This window comes from Serratia sp. TSA_198.1, from assembly GCF_052686505.1.
Window position 1 is genome coordinate 216085 of record NZ_JBQZFP010000005.1, and the last position, 17530, is coordinate 233614.

At 49.7% G+C, this 17530-nt stretch carries 19 protein-coding genes and 1 pseudogene; 11 read left to right on the top strand and 9 right to left on the bottom strand.

Going from position 1 to position 17530, the window contains the following annotated elements; all coding sequences use genetic code 11:
- The first annotated feature begins 18 nt into the window (after nucleotides 1-18).
- Entirely contained in the window at nucleotides 19-690 is a 672-nt protein-coding gene (locus tag ACUTSW_RS19705) for a DNA adenine methylase (RefSeq protein ID WP_445585160.1), read from the top strand.
- A complete protein-coding gene (locus ACUTSW_RS19710) occupies nucleotides 687-1532 on the top strand; it encodes an 8-oxoguanine DNA glycosylase (RefSeq protein WP_445585161.1) in 846 nt (281 codons plus the stop codon). Before ACUTSW_RS19705 ends, ACUTSW_RS19710 begins: the two co-directional genes overlap by 4 nt.
- Here the strand turns inward: ACUTSW_RS19710 and ACUTSW_RS19715 are convergent.
- From ACUTSW_RS19715 to ACUTSW_RS19735, 5 genes are all read right to left on the bottom strand, one after another.
- Complete coding sequence (locus ACUTSW_RS19715; RefSeq protein ID WP_445585162.1) at nucleotides 1476-2150, bottom strand: dehydrogenase; 675 nt, start codon at nucleotides 2148-2150, stop codon at nucleotides 1476-1478. The two genes, ACUTSW_RS19710 and ACUTSW_RS19715, sit on opposite strands and share 57 nt — an antisense overlap.
- On the bottom strand, nucleotides 2128-2733 hold the full coding sequence (locus ACUTSW_RS19720) for a 7-cyano-7-deazaguanine synthase (protein WP_445585163.1): 606 nt from the start codon (nucleotides 2731-2733) through the stop codon (nucleotides 2128-2130). The genes ACUTSW_RS19715 and ACUTSW_RS19720 overlap by 23 nt, the downstream gene beginning before the upstream one ends.
- A complete protein-coding gene (locus tag ACUTSW_RS19725) occupies nucleotides 2730-3971 on the bottom strand; it encodes a PfkB family carbohydrate kinase (RefSeq protein WP_445585164.1) in 1242 nt (413 codons plus the stop codon). Before ACUTSW_RS19725 ends, ACUTSW_RS19720 begins: the two co-directional genes overlap by 4 nt.
- Entirely contained in the window at nucleotides 3968-4414 is a 447-nt protein-coding gene (locus tag ACUTSW_RS19730) for a hypothetical protein (RefSeq protein ID WP_445585165.1), read from the bottom strand. Before ACUTSW_RS19730 ends, ACUTSW_RS19725 begins: the two co-directional genes overlap by 4 nt.
- A 337-nt stretch (nucleotides 4415-4751) precedes the next feature.
- Nucleotides 4752-5060: a type II toxin-antitoxin system TacA family antitoxin gene (locus ACUTSW_RS19735; protein WP_445585166.1), complete on the bottom strand. Its 309-nt coding sequence runs from the start codon at nucleotides 5058-5060 to the stop codon at nucleotides 4752-4754.
- A gap of 308 nt (nucleotides 5061-5368) precedes the next feature.
- Between ACUTSW_RS19735 and ACUTSW_RS19740 the strand changes: the two genes are divergently transcribed.
- The 8 genes and pseudogenes from ACUTSW_RS19740 (at nucleotide 5369) to ACUTSW_RS19775 (ending at nucleotide 13048) form a co-directional block, all read left to right on the top strand.
- The gene (locus ACUTSW_RS19740; RefSeq protein ID WP_445585167.1) at nucleotides 5369-6409 is read left to right on the top strand and encodes a nucleotidyltransferase domain-containing protein; all 1041 of its coding nucleotides are present in this window, start codon (nucleotides 5369-5371) and stop codon (nucleotides 6407-6409) included.
- The gene (locus tag ACUTSW_RS19745; protein ID WP_445585168.1) at nucleotides 6406-8145 is read left to right on the top strand and encodes a ThiF family adenylyltransferase; all 1740 of its coding nucleotides are present in this window, start codon (nucleotides 6406-6408) and stop codon (nucleotides 8143-8145) included. Before ACUTSW_RS19740 ends, ACUTSW_RS19745 begins: the two co-directional genes overlap by 4 nt.
- Nucleotides 8138-8614, top strand: a complete 477-nt coding sequence (locus ACUTSW_RS19750) for a Mov34/MPN/PAD-1 family protein (protein WP_445585169.1) — start codon at nucleotides 8138-8140, stop codon at nucleotides 8612-8614. The genes ACUTSW_RS19745 and ACUTSW_RS19750 overlap by 8 nt, the downstream gene beginning before the upstream one ends.
- A gap of 5 nt (nucleotides 8615-8619) precedes the next feature.
- The gene (locus ACUTSW_RS19755) at nucleotides 8620-9696 is read left to right on the top strand and encodes an SAVED domain-containing protein (protein WP_445585170.1); all 1077 of its coding nucleotides are present in this window, start codon (nucleotides 8620-8622) and stop codon (nucleotides 9694-9696) included.
- 146 nt (nucleotides 9697-9842) lie between these two features.
- Nucleotides 9843-10559 (top strand): hypothetical protein, encoded by a 717-nt coding sequence (locus ACUTSW_RS19760; RefSeq protein WP_445585171.1) that lies wholly within the window; start codon nucleotides 9843-9845, stop codon nucleotides 10557-10559.
- 454 nt (nucleotides 10560-11013) lie between these two features.
- Nucleotides 11014-11445: pseudogene (locus ACUTSW_RS19765) on the top strand (methyl-accepting chemotaxis protein); the annotation flags it as partial.
- A gap of 97 nt (nucleotides 11446-11542) precedes the next feature.
- Nucleotides 11543-12214, top strand: coding sequence for a 6-hydroxyaminopurine reductase (gene yiiM, locus ACUTSW_RS19770; RefSeq protein ID WP_445585172.1), 672 nt, complete (start codon nucleotides 11543-11545; stop codon nucleotides 12212-12214).
- Between the two features lie 54 nt (nucleotides 12215-12268).
- Nucleotides 12269-13048: a class I SAM-dependent methyltransferase gene (locus ACUTSW_RS19775; RefSeq protein WP_445585173.1), complete on the top strand. Its 780-nt coding sequence runs from the start codon at nucleotides 12269-12271 to the stop codon at nucleotides 13046-13048.
- A gap of 34 nt (nucleotides 13049-13082) precedes the next feature.
- Here ACUTSW_RS19775 and ACUTSW_RS19780 read toward each other — a convergent pair whose 3' ends face one another.
- Nucleotides 13083-13445 (bottom strand): YibL family ribosome-associated protein, encoded by a 363-nt coding sequence (locus tag ACUTSW_RS19780; RefSeq protein WP_064799599.1) that lies wholly within the window; start codon nucleotides 13443-13445, stop codon nucleotides 13083-13085.
- Nucleotides 13446-13518: 73 nt separating this feature from the next.
- Nucleotides 13519-14985: an aminotransferase-like domain-containing protein gene (locus ACUTSW_RS19785; protein ID WP_445585174.1), complete on the bottom strand. Its 1467-nt coding sequence runs from the start codon at nucleotides 14983-14985 to the stop codon at nucleotides 13519-13521.
- A 139-nt stretch (nucleotides 14986-15124) separates the two neighbouring features.
- Here ACUTSW_RS19785 and ACUTSW_RS19790 point away from each other — a divergent pair, with 139 nt between their 5' ends.
- The gene (locus tag ACUTSW_RS19790) at nucleotides 15125-15733 is read left to right on the top strand and encodes a LysE family translocator (protein WP_006321722.1); all 609 of its coding nucleotides are present in this window, start codon (nucleotides 15125-15127) and stop codon (nucleotides 15731-15733) included.
- Here ACUTSW_RS19790 and ACUTSW_RS19795 read toward each other — a convergent pair.
- Together ACUTSW_RS19795 and ACUTSW_RS19800 are read right to left on the bottom strand one after the other, a co-directional pair.
- Entirely contained in the window at nucleotides 15730-16281 is a 552-nt protein-coding gene (locus ACUTSW_RS19795) for an MltR family transcriptional regulator (RefSeq protein ID WP_041415802.1), read from the bottom strand. The genes ACUTSW_RS19790 and ACUTSW_RS19795 overlap by 4 nt on opposite strands.
- Before the next feature lie 94 nt (nucleotides 16282-16375).
- On the bottom strand, nucleotides 16376-17527 hold the full coding sequence (locus tag ACUTSW_RS19800) for a mannitol-1-phosphate 5-dehydrogenase (RefSeq protein WP_445585175.1): 1152 nt from the start codon (nucleotides 17525-17527) through the stop codon (nucleotides 16376-16378).
- Nucleotides 17528-17530: the final 3 nt, after the last annotated feature.

Consider the following 17530-nt stretch of genomic DNA (forward strand, 5'->3'; position numbering starts at 1 on the left):
AATGACGATGATTCGCATATGAGATATCCAGGCGGAAAAGGCAAATGCTTCCAGCGCATCATTAATATGATGCCTCAGCATCACACTTACATTGAGACCCACTTAGGTGGCGGCGCTGTCATGCGTAATAAGTTACCGGCAGAAAGGAATATCGGTATCGATCTCGACAGCTTGGTAATCCAGCACTGGCGCGATGAGAAAAATGGCCTTTGTGAGCTTATTCAGGCCGATGCTTTAACCGTTCTTGATGAATTTAGGTTTCAGGGTGGAGAGCTTATCTACGCTGACCCACCCTATGTTTTGAGCTCCCGAAAAAGAAGCCGGATATATCGACATGAATATTCGGATGACGATCATCACCAGTTTCTGGCACTGCTCATCAAACTTCCGTGTTACGTCATGATTTCCGGTTATGAAAATCCTCTTTATGATCAGTTGTTGAAGGGGTGGCGTCGGGAGAGCTTCAACGCAAAAACGCACTCAGGCATCCGGGAAGAGTGTGTGTGGATGAATTTTGATCCCCCACAAAAATTACATGATTCGCGCTATCAAGGGCGTACCTATCGCGAACGTCAGACCTTTGCACGTCGTCGTACCCGTCTGTACGACCGCATTGACCAAATGGAACCGACAGAGCGTAGCGAACTAATTCAATGGATAAATTCCAAATATGGTCTGGAGGCTGTATGACACAACGTGGAGCTGTATTTATAGGACCTACGGTGGCTAGTTTCGATTTCCCAGGTCCAGATCAGGATATTATTCCAGGTGTTCAATGGGGAGCGATCAGCGCATTTCCGTCACCAGCTTACTGGGCATATCAAGTCCTTGCCCGGCGACTGGAGATTAACGCCGTTAACTATAAGTTGGGGCGGACACTGAAGGAAGAAGTGGGGGCCTGTTTGCTGGGCGGTCATGGTATTCCAGCAGCTATTGGTATTGCGGCCTTCAATAAGCTGAAACGGCTCGGTGCATTTGAACAGGAAGTACCTCCAGAAGAACAACTGTACGAGTGGTTATCTGAACCAATTGATATCGGGACCAAATCGGTACGCTATCGATTCGCACGACAGAAATCACATTATCTGGCTGCAGCGCTGAGCAGGCTGACATCTGAAGACACACCGTTGGGCTCTGGCCGTCAATTACGTGACTGGCTGCTATTATCCCCAGGAATTGGCTATAAAACAGCATCTTGGGTGGCTCGCAACTGGTTGAAGGCAGATGATGTTGCCATCCTCGACATCCATATCCTTCGGGCTGGCCTGCTGGGTGGTTTCTTTCCGGAAAACCTGACTGTTGAGCGTGACTACTTGGAGCTTGAAAGCTGCTTCATACAGTTGAGTGAAGCAATGGGCGTAAAAGCCTCGGAGCTTGATGCGGTCATTTGGTATGAAATGCAGGGATCCTCAGATACGGTATTTGGTTTGATTGAATCCTTACGAGGGCAGCCACTGAGCAAATTGAAACCACGCTCAGCGCGCTCCAAGAATCGCAAGTCCGACTCCGGCCAAACGGTTTTGCAGTTCTAATCCCGAGATCCATTCATGCCCGGTGATACCCAACGGGCAGAAATTGCACGTTAATGCCTCTGCAACCAGTGCCATTTGTCCAATTAGCACGCCAGCGTCCCGCCAAACAAGGCTTGCTGAATGCTCGTATTTGGCTGCCGTCTTGCCATGTTCCGCGAGCAGCCTAACGACGACACCTTTCTGAACATCAATCACCGGCATCAGATGTTCCCTTACGAACACCCTGTTTTCATAGGGTGTTTTTAGCTGAGCCAGGGCATGACGTTCCGGTAAATACAGCTGCCAGCCATCTCTATCCGGAAGTGAAATAGCAATATGAATGGGATGAATCGCACCAGCTGAAGGCACAGGCCTTCTGGCTAGGGGGAAACCGAGGTTGGAATGTCCCACTGCCATTTCTCTACCTACCAACCAGAGCCAATGAGAGAGGGTGTATTGGGTTGGTGGGCCAAAGCGTCGTCTCGTTCTACGGGCTTCAATAACTGCATCAATTGGTGGCAAAGAAAATCCTTCCGATGGAGGCATCAGATAAAGGATATCACTTGTTCGCCATTTAACGGGCTCGTAAGCTACTGGTTCCACATAGGGTAAAGGATTACCGAGGTCTGTCCAAGTCATAACCAACTTCATCCAATACCTGAAAATACTTGTTGCATCCCCGGCATGAACCGCAGGGTATATTTGATTTGTGACAGCTGTGCGCCCAGGCAAGAGAGCCAGGTGAAATCCCCGACTCTCTGATCAGTTCTACAGTTGAATATTCAATGGCTGGTGCCTCTACAACAAGGGAACCTTCCTGATATGACATTAGGTCACTCATTCTCCTAACGAAACCGGTCGTGCCATCCAAATGTAATCCGTCTGATTTAACCGTTCCAATCCACAGGTGAGTTACACTCAGCGTGATGGCCTTCATTGCAGCCAACGAGATGAGCATTTGGTTACGGTAGGGCCACCAGTCACTGGCAGGTGCATTGGCATCTGCTATTTTACCAGCCATATCTCCAGAACCTAAGGAACTGCAATCAACTCTGATGATGTGATGCTCAATGTTGAGGGCTTTACACGTCTCGGTGGCTGCACTGATTTCGGCCTGTGCAGCACGCTGACCGTAGTCTAGTGTTATGGCAATTTCAGGACGTTTCCACCATGCAATAGCAACTGAGTCCATTCCACCTGATAGCAACAAAGCTGTTTTCATTTTTGAGAAACCACCCAGAGTGTTTTATAGATTGCAGTTACATAGTCATCGCACAGAATGCACCCTGAACCCTCCATCATTTTCTTATCTTCCGCACTTTCATTCTCGGAATAAAAAATGACCGGGATATTATTGGCGCATGCGAAACCCACTTCATAGATGGTTCCGGAATCCAACCCATCTCCTACAGCAAAAATAATATCCGCATTGCGGATCCCGTCTAGGTCTTTTTGAACGACGTCATCCGCACTGCCATGCCCGACATCGTGGTAAGGGGAGAATACTTTCAGACCCAAATCCGTCAGGTTTCGCCGTGCTTGCTCAATCAGCCATAGCTGAGCAAGAGAGAAAAATGGTCCTGCAAGATACACAGAACGCTGTCCATCGGCGATAAAGGTTTCTGATAGCGTAATCGCTGCTGGCGTGAATTCCTTTAAAAGGTCGGGAGAGGGAAAGTGGTTATTTTCACAATAGTACGCAGTGGCACGGGAAGCTTTATTTGCGGCCTCATGGGCTGAGAGTTTTTCGATCATCCAAGCGTTCGAGAAGTATGCGGCAAAAACATCACCTGAACCAATTTTGAATACCCGTTCAGTTTCATAAGCCGGAACGGTTGATATTTTACCATTATCATAGACCAGCGCTCCGGCTGGTCCTTGCTTAATAATAATAACCTGTGCGTTATTCTGCCTGGAAAGTTCTATAGCTTGCTCAGCAGCTGGTAATCCCCTTTTTTCACTTAAAGTAGAAGCTTCATAGTTGTTGAGAACTAGCGCCAGATGCTTCGCCGTTGAACCATTTGCATGAAAGGATTCCGGAGCTGAGACATTCTGAGGGTCATACACGGCAAACTCGGCATTCACGACAGCGGTACCTTCCAGCATCCCGTAGCGTAATACGTTTGTTGCTCTGACATTAAGTTCTGGGGACGGTTTGTCAGGGAGCCCATAAATTCGGGGTTCTGCCAGTCCGTGATCGTACTGAAAAAAAATGGGTCTATCAGATTTCTGGATGTCCACTTTGAACTTGTCAAAATGAGCCCGTTCACGAATTAACTGAGCATTGCGATCATTGGCGTAAGTGTGCAGGAGTACTGGGACTGCCAAATGGGCGAGTGCTGACGCGGCACGGCCAGCAGACCCGTAAAAGTTTCGATAACCTGGATGAAGGCAATGTTCGTGGTATACGCCCCCGACAATTGTGAGTTCATCGTCATGAGCCACATTTTTACTACTCATATCGCATATACTCTGATTTGAACCTGTCCGTTGTTAACGGTAAGAACTTGCGCAACATACTGTGTTCCCAAATTCAGACAGTCACGCATACGCAGGGTTTGTGGAGAGGCTATACCACCCACAAACTGGCTATGGTAAAAAACGGCAATGACCGAAAGTCCTGACTGAGTTTGCTGGGTGATATTGAGAATGTCTCCAGGATTAAGCTGCGAAACGATGGCAGCAACCGGTGAGCTCAACTGGGCAGTAAACGCGAGCTTTTCACAGGTTACTTCAAAATCATCACTAAACTGACCGCCATAGCTACCACCACCAGAACCCGACATAACAACCTCTTGTTTGCAGTTATTAATATAGAATGATGAATGTATATCAATAACTTTTTCTGGAGTATAGAGGTATTTTTTTTGTTGATTAGTCTCAACTATATCTGAATAGTACAATCTGAGAGTATTATTTACCGTAATCAGGTTAAATTAGGATTAAATCCCGAGTTGGTTAAAAATAAAAGATTAATCCAACTGTTTTTTGTATGAAAACAAAGTCGATCTAAAATAACTTAAACACCCATTAATAACTGAAGGTTGCTTTCTGAATGTATCAAATTGATATCGTTAGCTGTATTATTATTACTCTTGATTATAGTCCCCAAGAGTAGAAGAGGTTTGGTGGCTTCTGAACCATACTAGCTGGTAATATCTCGTCTGAGATATATTTTTATTATGAATTATTAAAGCAATGGCTTTGAAGTGGTTTTTCTGGAGTATTCAATTTCAAAGGTTAACTCTCCCACGGAGGCTGTGACTGCATGGTTTTTATGAGCATTTCATTAGTTTGGGGGGGTATATCCAATTTATCGAGAAATTGCTGATATACGTCTGGGCTTACATTGACGACGCGGAAGTCTGCCAGCATCTCTTCTGCTGCCCGGCGTGCTGCTTCCAATACAAACTCTGTTCTGTTTTTACCTGCAGCCCTCGCAGCCCTGTCAATTAGGACTTTATCCTCTGGTCTAATGCGTAGGTTAAGCGTTAAGCGAGTGGGGGAAATTTCATTTTTAATCAATTTGTTATCTGTTCTCTTTGGCATTGTGAATACCTAAATGAAATGTATTTTATTCGTAGTAACTATAGCACCAGACTATAGAGCCAGGATGTCATGTAGTATCGATATCATTACGTCAGTTTGAGGCATAAAAAATCGCGAACAATGTCGGACTGTATGCTGGCGGATTTCCCATTCCAAAATTCAGAGCGTAGTTCCAAGTTAAGAGCACATAGTTGCTTGTTTTTTACACAATTTCCAAGTGTGATAAAAATCAGACGATCCCTATTGAAAGTGAGTTTTTAGCCCAAATATACGTCATTAGGAAAACCATAATCTATGCAGAGAAAAGAATGAGCATTCAGCGTAAATTTAACGATTTTGATGACAAAATCCGATTGGGAAGAAAGGACGAAGCCTATGCCGCGGCTAGGGCTAAAGATGACAGTATCACCGATGCCATTCGCAAGGAATTTAAGGATAATGGTTATCCCGTGGTTGATGATTTTGTCCAAGGCTCTTTCGCTACCTACACTGCCATCAAGGAAAAAGGGAAAGATTTTGACATCGATAGAGCTATTGTTATCGACAAAGATGATGCTCCGGAAGATCCACTGATTCCCAAGCGCGTCATACAGCAATTGCTTGAAAAGCGTGGGTTCAAAAACGCCAAAATAAAGAAACCCTGTGTGACTGCTGATTACAGTAGCGAAGACCTGCACATCGATATCCCCGTTTATCGAGTCTCTGTGTTTGGTAGTTATGATCTAGCCGTGGGTAAAAATAACTCAAGTGAGCAGAACAAAGTTTGGAATCCTTGTGCCCCCAAGGAACTGATCGATTGGGTAAATAAATCAGCTAACTATGGGACTCACAGCGATAAGAAACTGTATCAGTTCCGCCGTCTCGTGCGCTACATCAAGCGCTGGAGAAACGTAACCTTTAGTGATGATGTTAGCCGGAAAATTTTTTCTATCGGTCTTTGCGTCATGTTCAAAGAACAGCTTTCTAACCGGGTCAACGATGAAGGCATTCCGAACGATCTAGATGCTCTTGAAGCGACAGTATCTGCCGTAATTAACTCGACATACTTCTTAAATTATGGAGATGGAGACTACAAGGTTTCGGTCCATTTACCTGTATTGTCGTACCGCGATATCTTTGATGGTAGTAGCATGAATACTGGGACCCAGTTACGTAACAAGCTTGTTAGCTTGAGGGATAAACTGCGTCAGGTTCAGGATGAAGAGAGCGAATCCGAGCAATGCAACATGCTAAGAAAGATTTTCGGCGATGATTTTCCTACAAGTTCAAATTCGAGTAGTTCATCGTCAAATGGCAGTAAGGCCGTCTACTCTACAGCAGGTGCAGTAGGAACATCACAAGGCGCATGAATTACTCCGAGGTTGTTAACTATTTACAGTCAAATGGATACGAAGTATCTGACGTAAAAATCAATAATTACAATGCACTTAGGATTCCCCTAACTATTGCTGGGCGGGAGTTTGTGCTGATCCATTTCCAAGTACAAGAACTGGAAATGCTCCCTGCATTCTTCCTAGAAGACCCGCTCGAGTACGGTCGCTTGGCTCATCTGATGGTTGACGATGCAGCCCCCAGTTTCGGATATATTTGTGTCAATGTTGCTGATTCAGTCTCAGTTAATTTCGAATGTCCGGAATTGGCGTTCATCGAGTCACTTAAGCGTAACGAAGCATTATTATACCGTTGTGTTACAGATCCTGAATGGAATCACTCCGAATTGTTACGTGAGTTCCAGGCTGGATGGGCCCGCATCACTGATGATTCCAACAAAAGGCTCTTATGTTTTTCCAACGAGGGTAGATTAGAAATACTGAGGATACTGAAACCAGTCAGAATGGCACATACAGGGATAAACACATTCTACTTTGGGTGTTCTGACGAGGCTGTACAAGATAAGGAAAATTATTCGTTTATCAATACGCAAGTTACCATACGAGAAAGCTCATCTGGTAGGGGTTATGTTATTCCTCTGACAACATTGGATCCAGCTCCTTGGTGTAAGGAGGAGCTTGCCGATTGGTATGCCCAGTGTATTCATCATTTACCTGAGCAGACTAAGAATGACCTACTTCAGAAAAATGGCCAATGGCGAGCACAAGAGTTTTGGCTTGTATTCAACGCAGATACACCCTCGGGAAAAACGTGGTTCTGCATCTACTTATCCTTGAAAAACAACCAATCAGGGAAAAAGAGACTTCCCTTGACGATAGAAGAACTCCTCTTTTGGGATTTGGCTCCCATCGACGTCTCACTTTTCAATAAAGAGCGTTTGATGCCCAGAAGTGGAGCTAATTACGCTTTGAAAGATAAGAAAGTGCTGCTTGTGGGGTGTGGCTCTGTAGGTTGTGAAATCGCAGATAAAATGGCTGCAACAGGTATTGGAAGACTTGATTTAAGCGATCCAGACATGTTCTCTTTAGATAATATGTTTAGACACTCACTATCGTTGGATTATGTCGGTTATCACAAAACTTCCGGACTGGCATTTCAGCTTAGCCGAAAATATCCTTGGCTTGAGACTAAAGGGATTTTTTCAGTACCTTTGCTGAAATTCCGAGATAAGGCTCGCCTTGAGGAATACGACCTCATTATTGTTGCTATTGGCTCCCCAACTCATGAACGTATTTTTCATGACTTTATGTGCAAAGAAGGTGTTCGAACTCCTGTAATTAACACTTGGGTTGAAGGCTATGGTGTGGGGGGGCATGCCACGATTGACATCCCTTCAAGCCGTGGATGTATGAGCTGTGCGTATGTTGATATAGAGAATATGTCTAGAGGGTTGTCTTCTAACCTTAATTTTTTGAAAGATAATCAAAATATAGCAAAAAATCATGCTGGCTGTGGCACGGCATTCTTACCATACAATTACATATCTTCAACACAAACAGCACTCATAGCTTCGATGATAGCGACACGTTATCTACAAGGTAATTTAAATGAGTCATCGAGGATCAGTTGGAAAGGTGATGCGACCGATGCAATTTCAGAAGGATTTGAAATGACGGATCGGTATTACGCATTTATGCGTTCATTGGAGTTTTTACCGCTTTATAACGATTTTTGCGATAGATGCAATGACTGATTACCCTGGTGTTTTTTCTACGGAAAATTTTGAGTTATATGTTTCCAATCGTGTGATAGAAATTTGGCAGTCGTATCGACAGATTAGCCCCCATTCACACGAAGCGTTTGGAGTTCTTATTGGGAGTAAAAGTCTGGACGCTGAGGTTTTTTGGCTTGATGATATTACAACCCCTATGCCTGATGACCAGCATACTAGAGTTAGTTTCACGATGAAGGATCAAGGGCATCAGGAGGTGGTCAATAATGCATACTGGCAGTCTGAAGGGCGTCTTGGATACATGGGGACATGGCATACACACCCTGAGAACTACCCAACCCCTTCATCTGTTGACCTCCGTGATTGGATCTCCTGTTCTGGTCGTAATCAGGATAGAAAAACGTTTTTTGTGATCGTTGGAAAGAAAGAAATTAAGTTGTTTTTCCTGTGGGATAGAAAGTTTATTTCATCTCCTCTTAATCTTTGGTGAATATAATGATGAGTAAACTTCTTCATATTGTGAAAATAATTATAAATTATTTTATCAGACCCAAGAATTGGATAGCTCAACTTTCTATAAAGTTCGTAGGGTTTGGTGTAGTCCTTACTGTGGGTGGAGTATCGTTTAAAGCGGAAGTATCAAAGAGTTTCCTTGAGAAATATGCCCCATTCATAGACACACTATCTTTTGGTTACCAAACTCTTTCAGAATTTGTCTTCTGGATTGGTATTTTACTCATAGCTTCTGGTTTTATATTGGGCCTGCTTGCTGTTTATCTTATAATCAAGGAAGGGAAAAATAGAGACATTGCACTGATTAGCGCGAGTGGTTTTACAAACTTTAATCCAACGGCTGCAGTAGACTCGTTATCTTCAAATGAAAAGATTAAAACTGTCCCAATCACATTCCCAACAATTGACTCACGGCAGAGAAATTCTGTTCTAAGAGATATTTCATTTTATCAGAGAACAATTCAGGAAAGGGTCTATCATAAGGAGACTAAATACGCCTACATTTGTGCTATAGGTAGTGTGCCATACCTATTCGCTCTCGGTACATGTTTTCGTGATGGTCACCTTCCGATAACTCATTTTGAACACGAAAGAACGAAAAATAAATACCATAGACTGGACGATTTTCCTACAAAAAGAGCATTGGTTTCCTCTTTCAGGGGAAGTGTGCTCACCGATTTTACGGTAATCACAGCAGATGCAAATGGGAAAATTGGCGTTGCCATTTCATTCAGCTTAAAAATTAATGATGCTGATATACCCGAGGAATTAAGAAACCACACTCTTCACTTAAAACTGGATGGAGGCTACAGGTTTGATAACCTTCCAAATGAAGAGGAGCAAGCTAGGGTTGCCTCTGAAATTAGTAACATTATCGCTCAGCTTAATAAAAATGCTGATGAAGTTCATTTGTTTATATCCGCCCAAGCTTCTTTAGTGCTCCGCCTAGGTACACTTTATCAACAAGGGGTGCATGGTAAGTTGACTGTCCACCACTGGGATGTTTCTTCAAATAAATATCTTTGGCATCTCTGTATTCTTGGCGATGACGTTTTTTAATTTCGGAGACAGTAGCATTAATTCTTATGAAATGTAATTCATACCTATAAATGACAAGGCGACAGGGACATTTCCCGCGGCACTGGCAAGTGCCGAAGACAGATGTTGTTATAAATTGTACAAGAACAGGATGGCTGTTGAATCAAATGGGAAAGGTAAAAAAAACAGGCCGAAAAGGTCAGGGGCGTGTACAGAGAAGAAGTAAAAAAACAATGGAAGTTGTACATAATCCACTGCGTAAGAGAGTGAATGGAATCATTCTATGGTTAGCAGCAACCGGTATTCTTACTGTAATAGGTGGTTTCATCTTCGATTTTTTTACGGGAGATGTACAAGTTGAGTATGTTAAGTCTTCGGGAAGAGGCTATGAATTCAAACTTGTTAACGATAGCTCGACTGCTCAAGTTGTAGAAAAGTTTAGGATATCTCCCGATTTTAGTCAGAAGTTGCTATTTAAAATTAATAAGTCAGTATATGGTGAGTTTACTGAAAATGGAGTTACATTGCCTGGTGGTAACTCTACTTATATGCCAGCTTTTGAATACAAAGAAATGGATGGTTATGTATTACATGCGAAATCCGAAGTGAGTTTCCGTGTCCCTCCTCTTGTCGCAAGGGATTATATGGTTCCTGAGTCTATAGTAGTATTTGCAGATTACAGTACGAAATCAGAAAATAATTATATGGCAAAGATAGAATCTATTCTGACGGTTTTTAATCTCAGAGATGCTAAGAAAAGGAAAAAATATCTGGTCGTTGAAAATTATTGGACTCCACTTGATAATGGTAATGAAATTAATGCAATAAAGAATGCGTGCCGAGATGATGATGTATTTGCAAAGTCGGCAATCTGTAAGACGTAACTTATGGGTTAGTAAGTCGCTGTATTCAATGTAGTGTTTCTGGTTCTTCAGTGAACTAAGGGGTAAATCCGCTTTTAGATGACATTTTCAAGCTGATCAGCGATTTTCATGATTTTTGACCAATCGGAATCACTGTAACGATGTCCTTCAATCTCAAGGGAGGTCTTCGCATTGTTCATGGCTGATTCTGCGATTGAACGGCGGCTTACCGTTCGAGGACCGCCATTCGGGCCGCGGATGTACACAATGACGTTGCCAGAAGTATTGTTTCGCGCTGAGCGGGTAGTCATTTTGATGACAGGGTTTGAATATATGACCTTCAGTATATTCCTTAACCCAATTTCTTCAAATAGATACCTTTGAAACCTCGGTACTCTTGGTGATGACACTTTTCAATTTCCGCTCTAGTCGCATTAATTCCTATAAAATCTCTTTTATTTCTATAAATGACAGGCGCGGCTTTTCTGTGGTGGCCAGCGAAGTACGCAATCTGGCACAACGCAGTGCCCAGGCGGCAAAAGAGATCGAAGGGCTGATCGCCGAATCGGTCAGCCGGGTGCAAATCGTCCTCTCGGTGACCCACGTGCGCGACATCATGGCGGAGATCGCCGCCGCCTCCGACGAGCAAACCCGCGGTATCGCCCAGATCGGCCAGGCGATTGTCGAAATGGATCATACCACCCAGCAGAACGCCGCACTGGTGGAGGAATCCGCCGCCGCCGCCGACTCGCTGGAAGAGCAGGCTGACATGCTGCTGCAAAGCGTCTCGGTATTCCGCCTGGCGGAGCAGAAAGCCCCCGCCGCCGTGGCGAAAGCCAGCACGCCAAAAGCCCCGGTGATTAAAGCGCGGTCAGCAGCAGCGCAAGACAACTGGACCACGTTCTGATGCACCTCCCCGCCCGGTTATTTTCGGGCGGGATGTTCTGTCCCTCCCGATCAACTCAGGCTATGCTGAACCTCTGACGCAAAGAACGGAGGCGCATATGCATCACCCTGAGGTTTATATCGGCACCATCCAGCCTTATGACGGCGGGCGGCCCAGCGGCATCGCCAAACGCCTGGTGGAGGGCGCCATCAAGCTGACCCCGCTCGGCCTGGAAGGCGACGAGCAGGCGGAAAAAAGCTATCACGGCGGGCCGGACCGCGCTTTGTGCCACTATCCGCGCGAACATTACGCCCACTGGCGGGAACAGTTTCCTGCACAGGCGGAACAGTTCTGCGCGCCGGCTTTCGGCGAGAATATTTCCACGCTGGGGCTGACCGAACACAACGTGTTTATGGGTGATATCTTCCGCTGGGGCGAGGCCTTGATTCAGGTCACCCAGCCACGCTCTCCCTGCTTCAAACTCAATTACCACTTCGCGATCGACGACATCTCGGTGCTGATGCAGCAAAGCGGCCGTTGCGGCTGGCTGTACCGGGTGGTGTCCGCCGGTACCGTCAGCGGCGATCGTCCGCTGGAACTGGTGATGCGCAGCAGCGACGTCTCGGTGGCCGAAGCCATCGGCATTGCCTGGCATATGCCGTTCGATGAAGAGCAGTATCGCCGCCTGCTGGCGGTCGCCGGGCTGTCCGCCAGTTGGAGCAAAACCATGCTGACGCGCATCACTACCGGCCGTATCGAAAACCTTAACCGCCGTCTGCTGGGCCGTTGAAAAAGACCGACCGCTAGACTGTTGTGCAACCTCTTTCAGGCAGGAGCAAAAGCTATGACCACCCCCTCTCATTCGATCCACCACGCCGCAGCCGTTGGTTATCAGGCCAATGCCGACCGCTACGTGAAAGGGAGACCGGATTATCCGCCGGAGATCGCCACCTGGCTGCGTGAGGTTATCGGCCTGCACGCCGGCATGACGGTTGTCGATCTCGGCGCCGGCACCGGTAAATTCACCCCGCGCCTGCTGGAAACCGGCGCGCAGGTGATCGCCGTCGAACCGGTAGCGCAAATGCTGGAGAAACTGTCGGCCGTGCTGCCGCAGGTGAAAACGCTGGCGGGCACCGCCGAGTCGATTCCGCTGCCGGACGAATCGGTCGATGCCGTAGTCTGCGCGCAGTCCTTCCACTGGTTCGCCACGCCGCAGGCGCTGGCTGAAATTCAGCGTATCCTCAAGCCCGGCGGCAAGCTGGGTCTGGTGTGGAACATGCGCGATGCGCGCGTGAGCTGGGTGCGCAAGCTGAATCAGATTGTCGACAGACACGAAGGCGACGCACCGCGTTTCTACACCGGCGAATGGCGCAAACTGTTTCCGGTCAAGGGGTTAGAACCGCTGCAGGAGCAGGTGTTTATGTTCGGCCACCAGGGCGCAGCAGAAGATGTGATTTACAACCGGGTGCGTTCAACCAGCTTTATCGCCGCCTTGCCGCCGCAACAGCAGGAACAGGTGATCGATCAGATTCGCCAGTTGGTGGCGGAGGAAGGGGAATTGCAGGGCAAGGAAACCCTAACCGTGCCCTATCAAACCAAGGCGTATTTCACGACCAAGGGATGAAATACCGGGCGTCGCAGGGCGGCGCCCGGGTGAATCAGAAGGCTTTTTTGGCGTAGCCGGTGACCACTTTCAGGCCCATCTCACGGCCCAGTGCAGTCATCGGGTGCACCACGATCAGGCCGCGCGCGCTTTTTTTCAACGAGCCCATGTCCGCCTGTTCTTTCTTGGTGATTTCACGGCTGAAGGGCAGTTGGCTCAGCTTCTGCGCTTCCGCACTCAGCTTCTCGACGCGCACGCCTTTCAGACGTTCGATTTCCGTCGCCAGCTTCTCTTTTTCTTTGGTGTGCTGGGCAATCAGCTCGACATTGCCCTGTTGGATCACCGCCGTGTCTTTGTGATTCAGTGCGTCCAGCAGGTCGCTAAGGCGCTTAATTTCTGCCTTTTCTTTCTCTTTCATGGTTTATGGCCTGTCTGTGCCTGTACGGCACGCTAATCAATGATGCCCACATTGTAGCAAAATGCGCACGCAGTTACTCGCCTTGCTCGATTCCCGGCGGCAACCCGCTCATCTCGCAGGCTTTCGCCCCCACGCGCGCCAACGCCTGGGTATAACGGGCATTAAACGGATAGCAGCAAGAGAGCCGCAGCCCGTTGCGGTAGCGGCCGCTGGGGGAATACAAGGTGCCCGGCGTCAGGCAGATTTGTTCCTCCAGCAACTGGTGGAACAGCGTCACGCTGTCGACCCCGGCCGGAAACTCGACCCAGAACACAAAACCGCCCGCCGGCTGCGTCGCCCGCGTGCCGCGCGGGAAATGACGGGCAATCAAGGCCCGTGCCGCCTCCACTTGGGCGGCGTAGCGCTTACGCAGGTTGCGTAAATGGTGATCGTAGCCGCCGGTTTCCAGGAACATCGCCAGCGTCTCTGACAGCAGCTGTGATTCCGCCATCGATGACACCGCCTTCAGCTTGCGCAGCGCTTCGTTGAAACGCCCACCGGCAATCCAACCGATGCGGAAATCCGGCGCCAGCGTCTTGGTAAAGCTGGAGCAAAACAGCACCCAGCCGTCGCGATCGAACGATTTCACTGCCGGCGACAGCGCGCCGCCGAACTGAATCTCGGCGTACAGCCCGTCTTCAATCAGCGGTACCTGATGATCGTTCATCAGCCGCGCCAGCCGCTTTTTGGCCGCCAGCGGCATGGTACACCCCAGCGGATTCTGTACCGTCGGCATGGCGATCACCGCATCCAGCCGTTTCTCATTCAACAGCAGCTCCAGCGCGTCCAGCGACAGGCCATGCTGCGGATCGGTCGGGATTTCCAGCGCCTTCAGCCCCAGGCTGGCCAGCAGCGGCAGCAGATAAAAATAGGTCGGCGACTCCAGCCCAATACAGTCGCCCGGCTTGGTGGTCACACGCAACGCCAGTTGCAGCGCCTCCATGCAGCCGTGGGTCAGGGTGATATCGCCAGGTTCCACCAGCATGCCCAGCGTCATCGAACGGCGGGCGATCTGCTGGCGCAGCCGCAAACTGCCGGGCGGCAACGCGTACTTGCCGATCAGATCGGGCTGGCGACGCAGCTGAGACGACAGCATCCGCCCCAGTTTGCCGCCGGGATAAAAATCAGAGGTTTGCGGGCAGGCCAACGACAGGTTGGTGAACGCCGGGTTCTGCTGGGCGGCAAACACCGTGTCGATCAGCGCCAGCACGTCATCCGCCGGCGGCTCTATCCGGCTACTGGGCTGCGAGGCGGCTTTCAGCGCCGGCAACGTGCTGCGCACATAGAAGCCGGACTGCGGCCGCGCTTCGACCAGCCCACGGTCTTCCAGCGCACGGTAGGCCGCCACCACGGTATTGATGCTGACGCTGTGAGTCTGCGCGCAGCGGCGCACCGAAGGCAAACGGCTGCCGGGCAGCAGCGTGCCGCGGCGAATGGCCTGTGCCAGGGTATCCGCCAGTTGCTGATAACGCGTTTCAGGCATTTCATCGAGCAGGGTCACAGTTTCTCTCCAGATAATGGGTACAGTTTGCTTCCTGCAAAACTGTACCCATAACAATAGCGGGTTTCTGGCTCTGTCACCATCCGCTCGCAGGTTTTATGCTGGTTCCCTTGCTACTGTGTCGTTTAAGGAACCCGTTATGCTGGACTCCGCCTTTATCAGTTATGTCACGGTGATGTCGATCACCCCCGGCCCCAACAACCTGCTGCTGGCCTCTTCCGGGGTCAACTTCGGCCTGCGCCGCACCCTGCCGATGGTGTTCGGCATCAGCCTGGGTTGTGGGGTACAGTTGGCCCTGACCACCAGCCTGCTGGCGTTGGTGCTCAGTTGGGCCGGAGCGATACGTTTCCCGCTGGCGGTGATTGGCTGCGCCTATTTACTGTGGTTGTCGTGGAAGCTGTTCCAGGCGACCTCGCCGGATGCCAAACAGCAGGCGCAACCAATGCGGTTGCTCAACGGCGCGCTGTTCCAGGCGGTGAACCCCAAAGCCTGGTTGATGGCAATTAACATCGCGATCCTGTTCACCCCGCGCGAAGGGACCAGCCTTAGCCACACGCTAATGCTCGTTGCCGGCTTTGTCGCCTTGAATATCCCTTGCGTGCTGGTGTGGGCGGCGCTGGGCGATCGCCTGCGCGATGCGCTGCGCGTCACCTGGAAGCTGCGGCTGTTTAACGCGACGATGGCGGGTTTGATGGCGGTAACGGCGCTGTGGCTGTTGTTCGATGAGTGGCGCGCGGCCTTTGCTTAACCGCGGCCGAGAGGAGAAAGCCGGGACGGCTGTTTGGCGCCGATGCCGGCGATCAGATCGGTAATCGACAGCACCATGGTGGAACGCACCACCTGCTGGTATCGCTGACGCTGCATGGCGATCAGCGATTCTTCCGCTTCGCCGGGCTGCAGAAAAGTCGGCACCGGCGGCAGCGCGGCCACGCAGTGAAGTTCGCCGAACGGACCGAGGATTTCATCGTCGACAAAGCGGTATTCCGAGCCGTCGTGATTGAGCTCTTCGCGCATCGCCATCAGCAGTTCGGCATCTTCGTACTCATGACGCGAGATAACGCCCAGCCCGTACATCAGCTTAAGGCGCACCGACAGCTCACCCAAGGGGCCGGCGCCGGACAATAGCGGTTCAACGGCATACTTCACCGCATAGTCGTCCTTGCGGAACACCTGCACCACCAGCACGTTAAGCGCTTCCGCCAGCAGCTCTACCGCTGCGATCAGAAAACTGCGCACCGTCTTGCCTGCGTTCAGCTTTTCCAGAACCTGATTTTCAAATGCCTGTGGCTCGATCATCGTCGCTTTTCGAATGGCCTGGGAGATGCCGTCAATGCTGAAGTCGGGGTATAGGGGCGCAGCTTGCCGCGCCCGTGGATTCGTCATACTGAATCTACTTTTGCATGGCGTTATACACAGCAACCGCCTGTTCTACAACCTCACTTTCAACCGGCAAGCCGGAAATTTGCGCCAGAGCCGCTTTTGGCCCCAGTTTGGCCAGCAACGCCACCAGCTCTTGCGCCTGCGGATCCTGCTCGCTGCGGTAGCTCATGGCAGCGGCGATGCCCTGGATCAGGTTGTCGTGCGGCAGGCCATATTCCAGCGTGCCCAGCAGCGGTTTGATCAGGCGATCACCGGCGCTCAGTTTACGCAGCGGTTGGCGGCCCACGCGCTCGACATCATCGTGCAGATACGGGTTTTCAAAGCGGCTGAGGATTTTTTCGATGTAGGCGGCGTGCTTGGCGGCGTCAAAGCCGTAGCGTTTGATCAACACCGCACCGCTCTCTTCCATCGCGCCTTTCACCACGCGGCGGATGGCCGAATCGAGGATCGCATCACGAATGGTCAGCAGACCGGCCTGTTGGCCAAGGTAAGCGGTGATGGCGTGGCCGGTATTGAGCGTGAACAACTTGCGTTCGACAAAGGCCATCAGGTTATCGGTCAGTTCCATGCCGGCGATCGCCGGTGGTTGGCCTTTGAACTGGGTCTGATCGACAATCCATTCGCTGAAGGTTTCTACCGTCACTTCCAGCGGATCGTTGCTGCCCGCTTCCGCCGGCGGCACGATGCGGTCCACCGCCGAATCGACAAAACCGACATGCTGTTCGACCCACGCCTGCTCATCTTGCGGCAGCGCGTCGAACACGTGCTGTTTTAACTGGCTGGTGCCGCGCACCATATTTTCGCAGGCGATGATGTTCAGCGGCTGAGTGTTGCCCTGCTGATGGCGTTTGATCAGCCCTTTGGCGACAGTGCCGGCAATTTTAGCCAGGATCTGCGGGCCGACGGCGGTAGTCACGATGTCCGCTTCGGCGATCAGCGCCACCGCTTCTTCGCTGCCGCTGTTAACCGCGCTGACGTTATTCACGCTCTCAACCCGAGCCTGCTCACCCACGACGTGAACCTGATAGCTTTTGCGGCTGTTCAGCAGGTCCAGCACGGTTTGGTTAACGTCGGCAAAGGTCAGTTCGGCATGCGCATCCGCCAGCAGTTTGCCGATAAAGCCACGCCCAATATTCCCTGCACCGAAATGTAATGCTTTCATATT